This window comes from Staphylococcus lloydii, from assembly GCF_015775975.1.
Classification (GTDB): domain Bacteria; phylum Bacillota; class Bacilli; order Staphylococcales; family Staphylococcaceae; genus Staphylococcus; species Staphylococcus lloydii.
In genome coordinates, this window is record NZ_CP064056.1 from 1,755,111 (window position 1) to 1,768,737 (window position 13,627).

Annotated in this window: 14 protein-coding genes; 3 read left to right on the forward strand and 11 right to left on the reverse strand. The window is 34.2% G+C overall.

What is annotated here, in order from left to right; all coding sequences use genetic code 11:
- Nucleotides 1-3 precede the first annotated feature (3 nt).
- From ISP08_RS08520 to ISP08_RS08550, 7 genes are all read right to left on the reverse strand, one after another.
- Nucleotides 4-543, reverse strand: a complete 540-nt coding sequence (locus ISP08_RS08520; RefSeq protein ID WP_195718339.1) for a helix-turn-helix domain-containing protein — start codon at nucleotides 541-543, stop codon at nucleotides 4-6.
- Between the two features lie 125 nt (nucleotides 544-668).
- On the reverse strand, nucleotides 669-947 hold the full coding sequence (locus ISP08_RS08525) for a UPF0223 family protein (RefSeq protein WP_195718340.1): 279 nt from the start codon (nucleotides 945-947) through the stop codon (nucleotides 669-671).
- Nucleotides 948-1,025: 78 nt separating this feature from the next.
- A complete protein-coding gene (gene lpdA / locus ISP08_RS08530) occupies nucleotides 1,026-2,432 on the reverse strand; it encodes a dihydrolipoyl dehydrogenase (protein WP_195718341.1) in 1,407 nt (468 codons plus the stop codon).
- A gap of 3 nt (nucleotides 2,433-2,435) precedes the next feature.
- On the reverse strand, nucleotides 2,436-3,737 hold the full coding sequence (locus tag ISP08_RS08535; protein WP_195718342.1) for a dihydrolipoamide acetyltransferase family protein: 1,302 nt from the start codon (nucleotides 3,735-3,737) through the stop codon (nucleotides 2,436-2,438).
- A gap of 141 nt (nucleotides 3,738-3,878) precedes the next feature.
- On the reverse strand, nucleotides 3,879-4,856 hold the full coding sequence (locus tag ISP08_RS08540) for an alpha-ketoacid dehydrogenase subunit beta (protein ID WP_048794202.1): 978 nt from the start codon (nucleotides 4,854-4,856) through the stop codon (nucleotides 3,879-3,881).
- Nucleotides 4,857-4,859: 3 nt separating this feature from the next.
- Nucleotides 4,860-5,972 (reverse strand): pyruvate dehydrogenase (acetyl-transferring) E1 component subunit alpha, encoded by a 1,113-nt coding sequence (gene pdhA / locus ISP08_RS08545; protein WP_195718343.1) that lies wholly within the window; start codon nucleotides 5,970-5,972, stop codon nucleotides 4,860-4,862.
- A 241-nt stretch (nucleotides 5,973-6,213) separates the two neighbouring features.
- Nucleotides 6,214-6,840 carry a YkyA family protein gene (locus tag ISP08_RS08550; RefSeq protein ID WP_195718344.1) on the reverse strand — a complete coding sequence of 209 codons (627 nt, stop codon included), beginning with the start codon at nucleotides 6,838-6,840 and terminating at the stop codon, nucleotides 6,214-6,216.
- Nucleotides 6,841-6,962: 122 nt separating this feature from the next.
- Between ISP08_RS08550 and def the strand changes: the two genes are divergently transcribed.
- Complete coding sequence (gene def / locus ISP08_RS08555) at nucleotides 6,963-7,514, forward strand: peptide deformylase (RefSeq protein WP_195718345.1); 552 nt, start codon at nucleotides 6,963-6,965, stop codon at nucleotides 7,512-7,514.
- Between the two features lie 46 nt (nucleotides 7,515-7,560).
- On the opposite strand, the gene ISP08_RS08560 is transcribed toward def, so the two are convergent.
- Entirely contained in the window at nucleotides 7,561-7,833 is a 273-nt protein-coding gene (locus ISP08_RS08560; protein WP_195718346.1) for a hypothetical protein, read from the reverse strand.
- 471 nt (nucleotides 7,834-8,304) lie between these two features.
- On the opposite strand from ISP08_RS08560, the gene ISP08_RS08565 reads away from it, so the two are divergent.
- Together ISP08_RS08565 and rnjA are read left to right on the forward strand one after the other, a co-directional pair.
- Complete coding sequence (locus tag ISP08_RS08565) at nucleotides 8,305-8,520, forward strand: DNA-dependent RNA polymerase subunit epsilon (RefSeq protein ID WP_048794207.1); 216 nt, start codon at nucleotides 8,305-8,307, stop codon at nucleotides 8,518-8,520.
- On the forward strand, nucleotides 8,520-10,319 hold the full coding sequence (gene rnjA / locus ISP08_RS08570) for a ribonuclease J1 (protein ID WP_195718347.1): 1,800 nt from the start codon (nucleotides 8,520-8,522) through the stop codon (nucleotides 10,317-10,319). Before ISP08_RS08565 ends, rnjA begins: the two co-directional genes overlap by 1 nt.
- Nucleotides 10,320-10,441: 122 nt before the next feature.
- Here the strand turns inward: rnjA and ISP08_RS08575 are convergent, their stop codons facing one another.
- From ISP08_RS08575 to ISP08_RS08585, 3 genes are all read right to left on the reverse strand, one after another.
- Nucleotides 10,442-11,101 (reverse strand): potassium channel family protein, encoded by a 660-nt coding sequence (locus ISP08_RS08575; protein WP_048794209.1) that lies wholly within the window; start codon nucleotides 11,099-11,101, stop codon nucleotides 10,442-10,444.
- A gap of 78 nt (nucleotides 11,102-11,179) precedes the next feature.
- Nucleotides 11,180-12,205 (reverse strand): cytochrome d ubiquinol oxidase subunit II, encoded by a 1,026-nt coding sequence (locus ISP08_RS08580; protein ID WP_195718348.1) that lies wholly within the window; start codon nucleotides 12,203-12,205, stop codon nucleotides 11,180-11,182.
- Entirely contained in the window at nucleotides 12,205-13,557 is a 1,353-nt protein-coding gene (locus tag ISP08_RS08585; protein WP_195718349.1) for a cytochrome ubiquinol oxidase subunit I, read from the reverse strand. The genes ISP08_RS08580 and ISP08_RS08585 overlap by 1 nt, the downstream gene beginning before the upstream one ends.
- Nucleotides 13,558-13,627: the final 70 nt, after the last annotated feature.

Below are 13,627 nucleotides of genomic sequence, written 5' to 3' on the forward strand. Positions count from 1 at the left end.
CTCCTATAAATATGATGCAGTAGCAACGATGATTGCTTTCGCTATATGTTCACTACAATTAAACAATCTATGTTTGTCATTCGCTTTAAAATATAGCGCATCTCCTTGTTGTGCTTGATAAATTTTTTCACCAAGTGCTAAAGTTATTGCGCCTTCTATACAAAAGATAAAAGTATCAGAGTTAGATGGATTAAAATTTTTATATGTTGCTTGTGGTTTTAACGTCAACATTAAGGGTTCCATATCGAATTCATTAGATTGAGTGACTAACCATTTCAAAATATAGCCTTTGTCATATTCGTCATAAACAACTTGTGATTCTTGAGGATATAAGACCTTTTCTTCTTTTTTTTGTTTAAAAAACTCACTTGGAGATGTTCCTAATACTTCTAATATAGATAAAAAAGTTTCCATACTTGGTGAAGCATGTTGGCTTTCAATTTGAGAAATGTAACCTTTAGATAAATCTGTGCGTTCGGCTAATTCTTCTTGCGTTAAGTTTTTAATCTTACGTAAATTTTTAAGTTTTATTCCAATATTCATTGCACTCACCCATCAAGTTGTATGTATTATTGTAAAAATAAAAAGAACTATATTTTGTTTACTTTTATCAAACTTTTTGTTTAATGCTTAATAAAAATATCAAAATATAGCTCAAATAACAATAGTTATTTTTGATTTGTAGATAAATATTTTTCATCTGGGTTTTCTTGTGCATATTTCACAGCTTTATAGCTATTATAGCCGCTACCTTTTTCAAACTCTTTAAAGATTTGTTTTTCTTCTGCTTTACCTGGAACGATCTTTTTAAATTTACGATATTGTTCCATAAGATAGTCTCTTTCTACTTGTTGTTCGTAGAAAGCCTCAATTGCATTAAAAAAAGTAACGACTGTTACCATTTCATCGTTAGTCCAATCTAAATCAATAGGATAATGATATTCCATTTTTACCCTCCTTTAATAAAAAAAGCCACTAGTCTATAACTAGTGGCTGTTAACTCTAAAATACATGTAAGCTGATGATTACATAGTGTGAATAGGTAAACCTAATGCTTTTTCAGCAGCTTCCATAGACATTTCACCTAATGTAGGGTGAGCATGTACTGTTAATGCTAAATCTTCAGCATTCATTCCTGATTCGATAGCTAAACCTAATTCAGAAATAATGTCAGAAGCACCAGTACCTACTACTTGAGCACCTACTAATGTGTTGTCTTCTTTAAGCGTTAATAATTTTACGAAACCAGTAGTATCGTCTAATGATAACGCACGACCGTTAGCTGCGAATGGGAATTTAGAAGCTTTAACTTGTAATCCTTCTTCTTTAGCTTGGTCTTCAGTATAACCTACTTGAGCTAATTCTGGCTCAGTGAAACATACTGCAGGCATACCGATATAATCTACTTCAGAAGCTTCTCCAGCAATTACTTCAGCTGCAACTTTAGCTTCGTAGCTTGCTTTATGCGCTAATGGTAAACCAGGTACGATATCACCAATTGCAAAGATATTATCGATAGAAGTACGGCTTTGTTTGTCTACTTCTAATAATCCACGATCAGCAAATTTTAAGCCAAGTTCTTCTAAGCCTAATTCGTCTGTATTTGGACGACGACCTACAGTAACTAATACGTAGTCTGCTTCGATACTTTGTTCTTCACCATTAACTTCGTAAGTAACTGTTACGCCATTTTCTGATTCGTCAGCTGATTTAGCCATTGCTTCAGTAACGATTTCGACACCTTTTTCTTTCATACCTTTTTTAACAGGTTGAGTCATTTGTTTTTCGAAACCGCCTAAAATGTCTTTAGCACCTTCTAAAATAGTAACTTCAGAACCAAAGTTAGCGAATGCTGTACCAAGTTCAGATCCGATATAACCGCCACCAACAACAACAAGTTTACCAGGAACTTCTTGTAAGTTTAATGCGCCTGTTGAATCGATAACACGGTTACCAAATTTGAAATTAGGGATTTCAATTGGTCTAGAACCAGTAGCGATAATAGCATTTTTGAAATTGTAAGTTTGAGCGCTCTTGTCGTCCATAACACGTAAACTGTTATTATCAACGAAATAAGCTTCGCCTTTAACGATTTCTACTTTATTACCTTTTAATAGTCCTTCAACGCCACCAGTTAATTTATTAACAACTGATTCTTTGAATTCTTGAACTTTGTCAAATTTAAGTGATACGCTTTCAGCGATAACACCTAAGTTTTCAGAATGTTGTGCTTCACTGTAACGGTGAGAAGCGTGTAATAAAGCTTTTGAAGGAATACATCCAACGTTAAGACATACGCCACCTAAGTTACCTTTTTCTACGATTGTTACTTTTTGACCTAATTGTGCTGCGCGGATTGCTGCAACATAACCCCCTGGTCCTGCTCCAATTACAATAGTATCAGTTTCAATTGGGAAATCTCCAACTACCATGTTTTACCCCTCCATTAATAATAATTCTGGATTATTTAATAATCGTTTAATATGGTTCATCGCATTTTGTCCAGTAGCACCATCAATTTGTCTGTGGTCGAAACTTAATGATAATGATAATACTGGCGCTGCCACAATTTCACCATCTTTTACGATAGGTTTTTGTGCAATGCGTCCGATTCCTAGGATAGCAACTTCTGGGTGATTAATAACTGGTGTGAACCATTGTCCACCAGCTGAACCGATATTACTAATTGTACATGTAGCACCTTTCATTTCGTCAGAAGCTAATTTACCATCACGTGCTTTAACAGCTAGTTCATTAATTTCATCAGAAATTTGGAAAATAGATTTACGGTCAGCATTTTTAACAACAGGAACTAATAAGCCTCTGTCAGTGTCTGCCGCAATACCAATGTTCCAATAGTGTTTGTGTACAATTTCGCCAGCTTCTTCATTAAATGAAGTGTTTAATGCTGGGTATTTTTTCAGTGCAGAAACTAATGCTTTAACAACATAAGGTAAGAATGTTAATTTAACACCTTGTTCAGCAGCAATTTCTTTGAATTTCTTACGGTGATCCCATAACTCTTGAACATCAATTTCATCCATTAATGTTACGTGTGGTGCAGTATGCTTAGAGTTAACCATTGCTTTAGCAATCGCTTTACGCATAGCTGGGATTTTTTCTGTAGTTTCTGGGAATTCACCTTCAGTAGCTGTTGGTGCTGATTGTGCTGCGCTTGCAGTTTCTTCAGTACTTTGAGCTTCAGTAGTGCTTTCAGAAGTAGTTTGTCCACCATTTAAGTGAGCATCGATATCTTCTTTAGTTATGCGACCATTTTTACCAGTAGCTGATACTGCTTTAATGTTAACGCCATTTTCACGCGCATATTTACGTACAGATGGCATCGCTTTAACGCGTTTGTTTTCGTCTACATCTTCTTCTTGAGTAGATGCTGATGTAGATTCAGTAGCAGCTTCTTCTTTACTATCGTCAGCTGATTCTGATGATTGTGAAGCACTTTCATCGCTATCGCTACCTTTGAAAGTCATTTCTTCAGCGTCAGGCGCATCGATTTTAACAATTGTGTCACCAACTACTGCAACTGTACCTTCGTCTACTAATACTTCTTCAACAGTACCACTTACAGGTGATGGAATTTCAACAACTGATTTATCATTTTGTACTTCTGCTAATACATCGTCTTCTTCGATTTGATCTCCGGCTTTAACAAACCATTTTACGATTTCGCCTTCGTGGATACCTTCACCAATGTCGGGTAATTTAAATTCAAATGCCACGTTTTTGTCCTCCTAAGATTTCAATTTAAGTTATTGTGTGGAATTTTACTATGTACAAACATAGCTTAACATATTTCATTTATAAAACATTAGAGAGAAGTAGAGAAATTTGCATTCAACTACTTCTGACTAATGTATTAATTAGAATTCTAATGTTGCTTTAGCTTTTTCTAAGATATCATTTTTGTTAGGTAACCAAACATTTTCAGCTTGAGTAAATGGATATACAGTATCTGCCGCAGCAACACGAGCGATTGGTGCTTCTAATGATAAGATAGCACGTTCTGCTAATTCTGAAGCTACTGTAGCACCTACACCAGCTTGACGTTGTGCTTCTTGAACTACTACTGCACGACCAGTTTTTTCAACTGATGCAACAAGTGTTTCGATATCGATTGGTTGAACAGTACGTAAGTCGATGACTTCAACTGAATGTCCATCTTTTTCTAACTCTTCTGCAGCTTTAAGTGATTCTTGAACCATTGCACCGTATGCAATAATTGTTAAATCTGTACCTTCTTGTTTTACATTGGCTTTACCAATTTCAACTGTATATTCTTCTTCAGGTACCTCATCACGGAATGAACGATATAATTTCATATGTTCTAAATATACGACTGGGTCATTGCTTCTAATTGCTGAAACTAATAATCCTTTAGCGTCGTATGGATTTGAAGGAATTACAACTGTTAATCCAGGAGATTGAGCTAAAATACCTTCTAAGTTATCTGCGTGCAATTCAGGTGTATGTACGCCACCACCGAACGGAGCGCGGATTGTTACTGGTGCAGTTTTAGAGTTACCAGAACGGAAACGAGTACGAGCTATTTGACCCGCTACAGCATCAAAGACTTCAAATACGAAACCTAAGAATTGGATTTCCATTACAGGACGGTAACCTTCTAAAGTTAAACCTAATGCTAAACCACCGATACCTGATTCTGCTAATGGTGTATCGAAAACACGGTCTTCGCCGAATTCTTTTTGTAACCCTTCAGTTACACGGAAAACCCCACCATTAACACCAACGTCTTCACCGAAAAGTAAAACGTTCTCGTCGTTTTGTAATTCAGTTTTAAGCGCATTGTTAATCGCTTGAACCATTGTCATTTGTGCCATGGGTTACTTCGACTCCTTCTCTTTATAAATTTCATATTGCTCTGCTAAGTTTTGAGGCATGTCTTCGTACATGTTTTCCATTAAATCTGTAACAGTTTGTTTAGGTGTGTTGTCTGCTTCTTTAATCGCTGCTTTAATATCTGATTTAGCGCGTTCGATTACTTCGTTTTCTTTGTCTTCAGACCATAAACCTTTATTTTCTAAGAATTTTCTAAAACGGACTAATGGATCTTTTTTCTCCCATTCAGAATCTTCATCAGAAGTACGATATTTAGTTGGGTCATCTCCAGCCATTGTATGTGGACCATAACGATAAGTCATAGTTTCGATAAGCGTTGGACCTTCACCATTTACTGCACGGTCACGAGCTTCTTTAGTAGCTTGATATACTGCTAAAGCATCCATACCATCGACTTGTAGTCCTGGAATACCTACAGCAATACCTTTTTGAGCTAGTGATGTTGCAGCTGTTTGTTTACTACGAGGTGTAGAGATTGCATAGTTATTGTTTTGAATAACAAAAATTGCAGGTGCTTTATAAGCAGAAGCAAAGTTAATACCTTCGTAGAAGTCACCTTGTGAAGAACCACCGTCACCAGTATAAGTAATTGCAACAGCTTGTTTACCACGTTTTTTAATACCTAATGCTACACCAGCAGTTTGAACATACTGTGCACCAATGATAATTTGTGGGCTTAGTGCATTTACGCCTTCAGGGAAACGATTTCCTTTGAAGTGGCCTCTTGAGAATAAGAATGCTTCAGTTAAAGGTAAGCCGTGCCAAATTAATTGTGGTACGTCACGGTAACCTGGTAAAATAAAGTCTTCTTTCTCTAATGCGTATTGTGATGCTAATTGTGAAGCTTCTTGTCCAGCTGTAGGAGCATAGAAACCTAAACGTCCTTGTCTGTTTAATGAAATAGAACGTTGGTCAAGAATACGTGTCCAAACCATTCTCTCCATTAATTCAACGAATTGTTCATCTGATAAATCTGGTACTAAATCGTTATTAACAACATTACCGTCTTCATCCAAAATTTGAATCATTTCAAACTGAGATTGAGTATCGTTTAATACTTTCTCTGCATCGAATTGGGCTTGTAATTTCGGAGCCATTCAATTCACCATACCTTTCCCGTATAATAGAAATTCATTTTATCCTATCACATTGTATCACAAAACTGTTTCACTGTTAAACAATTAAAAAAAGTTCTGTTATACAACAAAAAGGTACAGTTTCAAAACTGTACCAATATATAATCTATGACTGTACTAGTAGATAAAAAGCGTCAAATAGCGTCACTCACCACTGTGAATGTAAGCGCAATCATTTCTCCAGCATTATTTGCTTCATAAATTACATTAAATTATCGACATCTTGTTTTTCTTCTTTTACTTTTTTCATTGCACTAGAATATTTTTTAAATTGTTTATTCATATCTTTATATGCACCTGAAATAGCTTCTGATTTTTTATCGATTTTACTTTGTGAAGGTTGTCCTTTTGAAGCATATTCAAACATATCTTTTTCTTTATTCATTACATTTTTATATGCATCTGCGTATTTTTCATGTGCTTTATATTTTTCTTTTAATGCATCATCTAATTGTTTAACTTCACGTTGTTTTTTACTATTTCCAATTTTATCAATGTGTTTAGAAGCTTTCTTATAATCTTGATGAGATTTGTCCATTGCATTTTCTTCGTCTTTGAAAGTTTGTTGTCTTTCTTTCGTATTATCTATTACTTTTTTAGCAATCTCTTTTTCTTTATCTTCGTCTTTCCCTTTTAAACTTTGCACTAATTTATTTTTCTTCTGTTCAAGATCATTTAGTTTTTTACTAGATGTGTTAATAGATTTTTCATCATCAAAAGCTTTTTGAATTTGATTATTGTATGCTTTCATTTCGCCTTTATCGGTAGTACAACCAGCTAGTAGAATTGTCGAAGCTAATGCGACACCGATTCCATGTTTTAATTTCATATTAAGCTAATTCCTCCTCTATGTGTGTGTTATATTATATAATATTATATTATAAATCAAATAGATTACTGTATTTTAATTATTCAAATTTGGTATAGTGAAAGTAAGGAAGGTGTAAGTAAATGTTAACAATGAAAGACATAATAAGAGACGGTCATCCAACTTTGCGTGAAAAAGCTAAAGATGTTGATTTACCATTGTCAGATGAAGACCGCTCAACATTAGAATCAATGCGAGAATTTTTAATTAATAGTCAAGATGAAGAAACAGCTAACAAATATGGGCTACGCTCAGGTGTCGGATTAGCCGCACCTCAAATCAATGTTTCCAAAAAAATGATAGCCGTTTATCTCCCTGATGACGGTAATGGCAAAGCATATGACTTAACTTTAGTTAATCCTAAAATCATAAGTCATAGTGTTCAAGAAGCTTATTTACCAACAGGTGAAGGTTGTCTTAGCGTCGATGAAAATATACCTGGCTTAGTACATCGTAAATTTAGAATTACGGTAAAAGCAACAGATATGGATGGCAAAGAAGTAAAATTAAGACTTAAAGGCTATCCAGCAATAGTCGTCCAACATGAGATTGACCATGTTAACGGCGTTATGTTTTATGATCATATTGATCAAAACAATCCATTACAACCTCATCAAGATGCTGTTGAAGTTTAATTAAAAAAGGAGAGGAATTACTTTTGTAATTCCTCTCTTTTTACGTTTACATAAAATCGTCTCGTCGTTCACTGTAAGATATATGTAATTCATCTAAACTTTTCTTTAACGCATTTAATTCTTGGATATCAATAAATTCTGGGTCGTGATTATGTTTAATAAAATATTGATCATCCTTTTGCGTATCGACAATCTCTTCATAATTAAAAAACATAATTACTTGTTCAGTTCTCACTTCAAACGTAACGCCTTTAAAAATTTTGTCATCTCGTTGTTTTTCACGTTTCACATCTTCAATAATTCTACTTGTTTGATCCAAACTAATCACCTAAATTCTATTTTGTCTCGAATTTCAACTACTACTTTCACTTACTACTCTCCTATGAGTTATATTATTTCATAATAAATAAATTTCCACATTTACTCAAGACTAATATTAAAAATCAACTGAACTTTCAGATTATTATCATTTATAAGTTTAAGAAGTACATTAATTTAAAACATAAATAATAGTTAGTTGCTCATGATAAACTGCTTTATTTATTCATTAACATCATGTAAAATAGGAAATAACTAGAATTAGATTAATATTGATTACATCTATTCTTATACTGAACGAAATTAACTTCCCTAGAAACATACTGGGCAGAAAGCTTGTATGTTCTTTTATATTCAGAAACTTTGCCTATTTTACAAATATGATGCCGTTCATTTTGTATGTGTATTCGACTAGGGTTTTTATTCAATAATATTAAATATATAGAGATAGCAATAGGAGGAAATATAGATAATGGCAGTATTTAAAGTATTTTATCAACACAATAAAGACGAAGTGGTAGTTCGTGAGAACACACAAACAATTTACGTAGAAGCACAAACTGAAGAACAAGTAAGACGTTATTTAAAAGATCGTAATTACAACATTGAATTTATTACTAAATTAGAGGGCACACATTTAGAATACGAAAAACAATCAGAACACTTTAATGTGGAGCAAGCTGAATAATGAAGCAAATCAATAAAAATGAAGTAGCTGTATATGCACTTGGTGGCTTAGGTGAAGTAGGTAAAAACACTTATGCTGTCGAGTATCAGGATGAAATCGTCATTATTGATGCAGGTATTAAATTCCCTGACGATAATTTATTAGGTATAGATTATGTCATTCCTGATTATACGTACTTAGAACAAAACCAAGATAAAATCGTTGGTTTATTTATTACGCATGGACATGAAGACCATATAGGTGGTGTGCCCTACCTGTTAAAACAAATTAATGTACCTATTTACGGTGGTCCATTAGCTTTAGGATTAATTAGAAATAAATTAGAAGAACATCATTTATTAAGAACAACAGAATTAATAGAAATAACTGAAGAAAGTGTTATTAAATCAAAACATTTTGAAATTTCATTTTATTTAACGACGCATAGTATTCCAGAAGCTTATGGCGTTATTGTTAATACACCGGAAGGTAATATTGTTCATACTGGTGACTTTAAATTTGATTTCACACCTGTTGGCGAACCAGCTAATATTGGGAAAATGGCTAAATTAGGTGACGAAGGTGTATTATGTCTGCTTTCTGATTCTACAAATGCACTCGTACCTGACTTCACTTTAAGTGAGCGTGAAGTAGGACAAAATGTCGATAAAATTTTTAGAAATTGTACGGGCCGTATTATTTTTGCGACTTTTGCATCTAATATTTATCGTGTTCAACAAGCTGTTGAAGCCGCTATTAAGTATGGTCGTAAGATTGTTACTTTTGGTCGTTCAATGGAAAATAATATCAAAATTGGTATGGAACTTGGTTATATCAAAGCACCACCAGAAACTTTTGTAGAACCAAATAAAATTAATAGTATTCCTAAACACGAATTATTAATTTTATGTACGGGTTCTCAAGGTGAGCCAATGGCTGCTTTATCACGTATAGCTAACGGTACACATAAACAAATAAAGATCATCCCTGAAGATACTGTTGTATTCAGCTCATCACCTATTCCGGGTAATACGAAAAGTATTAACCGTACAATCAATTCATTATACCGTGCTGGTGCAGAAGTTATTCACAATAAAGTATCTAATATTCATACTTCTGGTCACGGTTCACAAGGCGATCAACAATTAATGTTACGTTTAATTAGACCAAAATACTTCTTACCAATCCATGGTGAGTACCGTATGCTTAAAGCACATGGTCAATCAGGTATTGAATGTGGCGTTGCACCAGAAAATGTCTTTATTTTCGATATCGGCGACGTTTTAGCACTCACACACGATTCTGCTCGCAAAGTTGGTCGTATTCCATCAGGTAACGTATTAGTTGATGGTAGTGGTATCGGCGACATAGGTAACGTCGTTATACGTGACCGTAAATTATTATCAGAAGAAGGTTTAGTGATCGTAGTTGTTAGTATTGATTTCAAAACTAACAAACTACTATCTGGACCAGACATTATTTCACGTGGCTTTGTTTACATGCGTGAATCAGGTCAATTAATTTACGATGCACAACGCAGAATTAAAACAGACGTTATTTCAAAATTAAATCAAAATAATTCAATACAGTGGCATCAAATAAAGTCTTCAATCATCGAAACATTACAACCTTATTTATACGAAAAGACAGCAAGAAAACCAATGATTTTACCTGTAATTATGAAGGTAAACGAGGACGAAGATGGCAACGCTAATTCTAGTAAACCACAAAAAGAACGTAAATCTTCAAATGCTAAAAAAACAGCAAAAGATAATAACGCAAAACCTCAGAAACAACAAAATGACACAGAATCAAAATAGCATTTGAATATTTTAACAAATATATAAGGAGTATAGCTATCTGCATCAGATAGTTATACTCCTTTTTTGATAGCAAAAAGCGTGTCGAATTAACATCCAACACGCTTTAAAATCGCATAAATTTATCTTACAACTTTCATTTCAAAACGATTTAAGTCATTATCATGACCAATCATTATTAAGATATCGCCGATTTCTATATTTTCATTCGGATCAGGAGAAACTAATATATTTCTACCACGTTTAACGGCTATAATACTAATACCAAATTGAGCTCTAATATCCAATTCAATAATCGTTTTACCTGCCATTTTTTCACTTGCTTTGATTTCTACAATAGAATGCTCATCGGCTAATTCTAGGTAATCTAATACGCTCGCACTTGCTACGTTATGAGCAATACGACGACCCATATCACGCTCTGGATGAACAACTGTATCCGCCCCAATTTTATTTAAAATTTTCGCATGGTAGTCATTTTGTGCTTTAGCTGTTACTTTTTTAACACCTAGCTCTTTTAAAATAAGTGTCGTCAATGTACTAGATTGAATATTTTCACCAATCGCGACGATTACATGGTCAAAGTTTCTAATACCTAAACTTTTCATTACGGCTTCATCAGTTGTATCAGCAACTACTGCATGAGTAGCAATCTCACTATACTCATTCACACGTGCTTCATTACTATCGATTGCCATAACGTCCATATCTAATGCATTTAATTCTCTAACAATACTACCGCCAAAACGGCCTAATCCTATAACCACATACTCTTTATCCATATGCGTCCTCCATTAAAAAATAAAGGTGCGAAAAGGGTCACATTGTTAAACAATTTGCTAACCCTTCTCACCCTTTTGTTAATATTGAGACTTTTTGCCTTCAACATATTCTTTGTCGAAAACAAATAATTTCAATAATAATATTAACGATGGAATCAATAAAAGTAAACCACAAATAAATGCAATTGTTAATGCCATCGCCATACTATCATTTACCACTGCGTGCTCGAATTGCACTTGTGGATATAAAATATATGGGAGTTTACTAGCGCCATATCCGAAAAAGGCAAAGCCCATTTGGAATATGACCATGATAAATGCCCAACCATGTGCTTTTTTAAGTAGTGTTAATAACATAGCTACTATAAAGCAAATCAGACTGAGTAAGAATAACCACCAATAGTTAAGGACTGCTGATAGAAAATGCGTTTCATTTTGCACTCTTAATGATAAAAAGACAAATAAAGATATCGCAATCATCGGTGGTCCCCAGAAAAGGAACCAATATCTTAATAGTTTATATGCTCTAGTGTCTTTTGCTCTATCGGCATAAAATGTTAAAAATCCAGAAGATATATAAAGTACAGTTATGATTGCTAAAAATACTACTGACCAAGAAAATGGACTTAGTAATAATTCAGTCCAATTCAAGTCAAAACTTGAACCATGTTTAGTAATATATCCACCTTCTGAAATAGTCATTGCTGTGGCTAATGATGCTGGAATAAATAATCCTGTTAATCCATATAATACTAACCATGGTAGTTTTGAATCTTGACCATAGTTTTCAAATGCATAGAACGCACCTCTTATCGATAACAATACTAATGCAATGGATGCTGGGACTAATAATACTGTTCCAAAGTATAATGCTGATTCTGGGAAGAACCCTACCATTCCTACGAAAAAGAATACGAAGAATACGTTTGTTACTTCCCAGACAGGATTTAAATATCTAGAAATTAAATGATTTAATTTTTTATCTTGATTTGTAATCTTAGCATGTAATGCAAAGAAACCTGCGCCAAAGTCGATTGATGCAATAATAATATAGCAAAACAAAAATAACCATAAGACGATTATTCCAATATAAGAAAATATCATTACTGCTCACCTCTCTCTTTAGAAACTGCAGCAACATCTTTATAAGCAGGTTTATTTTTAAACATTCTTATTAGCACGTATGCCGATGTTACTATCAGTACAATATAAAGTAATGCAAACAAGATAGTAACAAACGTTAAACCACCGGCTTGCGTTGCAGCTTCTTTAACTTTTAAATAACCTCTAACAATCCAAGGCTGACGTCCCATTTCTGTTAAGAACCAACCAAACTCAATGGCTAACATCGCTGCAGGTCCAGTGAGTAATATACCGTATAGCATCGGTTTAGCATGCATGAAGCGTCGTAACTTTTTAAAGATAAGCGTCGCTACATAAGCTGCAGAAATGATGAAACAAAATACGCCGAGCGATACCATCAAGTCAAAGAAATAGTGTACGATGAGTGGTGGTAAGTCAGCTTTAGGAAAATCGTTTAAGCCTTTTACTTTAGTGTTTATATTATCGTCTGCTAAAAAGCTTAATAAGCCAGGTATTTTAATTGCACCTGTTACTTGTTGCGTGTGTTCATTAAGTGTACCGAAAAAGACTAAATCGGCTTTTGAACCCGTATCAAAATGCCATTCATAAGCTGCTAATTTTTCTGGTTGCACTTTGTGTAAAAATTTAGCCGATAAATCTCCAGCGAGCATTGAACCTAAAGTAAATACTAAGCCTAAAATCATCGTTACTTTTAGTGCTTTTTTATGATATTCTGCATCTTTACTAACTTTATTTTTCAACAATTTGAATGCCGCTACGGCTGCTAATATAAATGCCATTGTCATAAGTGCAGTAGCAACTACGTGAAATGATCTCACTAAAAATGATGCATTAAACATTGCTGCCCAAGGTTCAACATTTACCATTCTACCGTCTTTAACTTGGAACCCTGCAGGCGTGTTCATAAACGAGTTTACTGACGTAATAAACAATGCAGAGAATGAACCACCAATAATCACTGGTATACTTAAAATGACGTGTGTCCATTTACCTTTAAATCTATTCCAAGTATATAAATAAATACTTAAAAAGATAGCTTCAAAAAAGAATGCAAATGTTTCCATAAATAGTGGTAACGCGATAACGTGGCCACCCATTTGCATAAATGTCGGCCATAGTAGTGACAACTGTAATCCGATAATTGTTCCTGTCACAACGCCGACTGCGACAGTGATTGTATAACCTTTTGACCAACGTTTCGCTAATGCAGTATAGCTTGGATCATTCTTTTTAATTCCTAAGAATTCTGCAATTGCAAACATTAAAGGCATTCCAACACCAATCGTCGCAAAAATTATATGAACGGCTAGCGTCATTCCTGTGAGGAAACGCGCTATTTCTACTGAATCCATAAAATCACCTTTTTCCTGAATTTGTGACAAAAATCACAATATATTTTTATTATAACTCGCTGTTTTCATG

What these genes read in the sequence shown, in the direction of transcription:
- lpdA (WP_195718341.1), bottom strand. Translation starts at nt 2,432, where the DNA reads ATGGTAGTTGGAGATTTCCCAATTGAAACTGATACTATTGTAATTGGA.
- def (WP_195718345.1), top strand. Translation starts at nt 6,963, where the DNA reads ATGTTAACAATGAAAGACATAATAAGAGACGGTCATCCAACTTTGCGT.
- ISP08_RS08585 (WP_195718349.1), bottom strand. Translation starts at nt 13,557, where the DNA reads ATGGATTCAGTAGAAATAGCGCGTTTCCTCACAGGAATGACGCTAGCC.
- ISP08_RS08580 (WP_195718348.1), bottom strand. Translation starts at nt 12,205, where the DNA reads ATGATATTTTCTTATATTGGAATAATCGTCTTATGGTTATTTTTGTTT.
- ISP08_RS08575 (WP_048794209.1), bottom strand. Translation starts at nt 11,101, where the DNA reads ATGGATAAAGAGTATGTGGTTATAGGATTAGGCCGTTTTGGCGGTAGT.
- ISP08_RS08540 (WP_048794202.1), bottom strand. Translation starts at nt 4,856, where the DNA reads ATGGCACAAATGACAATGGTTCAAGCGATTAACAATGCGCTTAAAACT.
- ISP08_RS08520 (WP_195718339.1), bottom strand. Translation starts at nt 543, where the DNA reads ATGAATATTGGAATAAAACTTAAAAATTTACGTAAGATTAAAAACTTA.
- ISP08_RS08550 (WP_195718344.1), bottom strand. Translation starts at nt 6,840, where the DNA reads ATGAAATTAAAACATGGAATCGGTGTCGCATTAGCTTCGACAATTCTA.
- pdhA (WP_195718343.1), bottom strand. Translation starts at nt 5,972, where the DNA reads ATGGCTCCGAAATTACAAGCCCAATTCGATGCAGAGAAAGTATTAAAC.
- ISP08_RS08565 (WP_048794207.1), top strand. Translation starts at nt 8,305, where the DNA reads ATGGCAGTATTTAAAGTATTTTATCAACACAATAAAGACGAAGTGGTA.
- ISP08_RS08525 (WP_195718340.1), bottom strand. Translation starts at nt 947, where the DNA reads ATGGAATATCATTATCCTATTGATTTAGATTGGACTAACGATGAAATG.
- rnjA (WP_195718347.1), top strand. Translation starts at nt 8,520, where the DNA reads ATGAAGCAAATCAATAAAAATGAAGTAGCTGTATATGCACTTGGTGGC.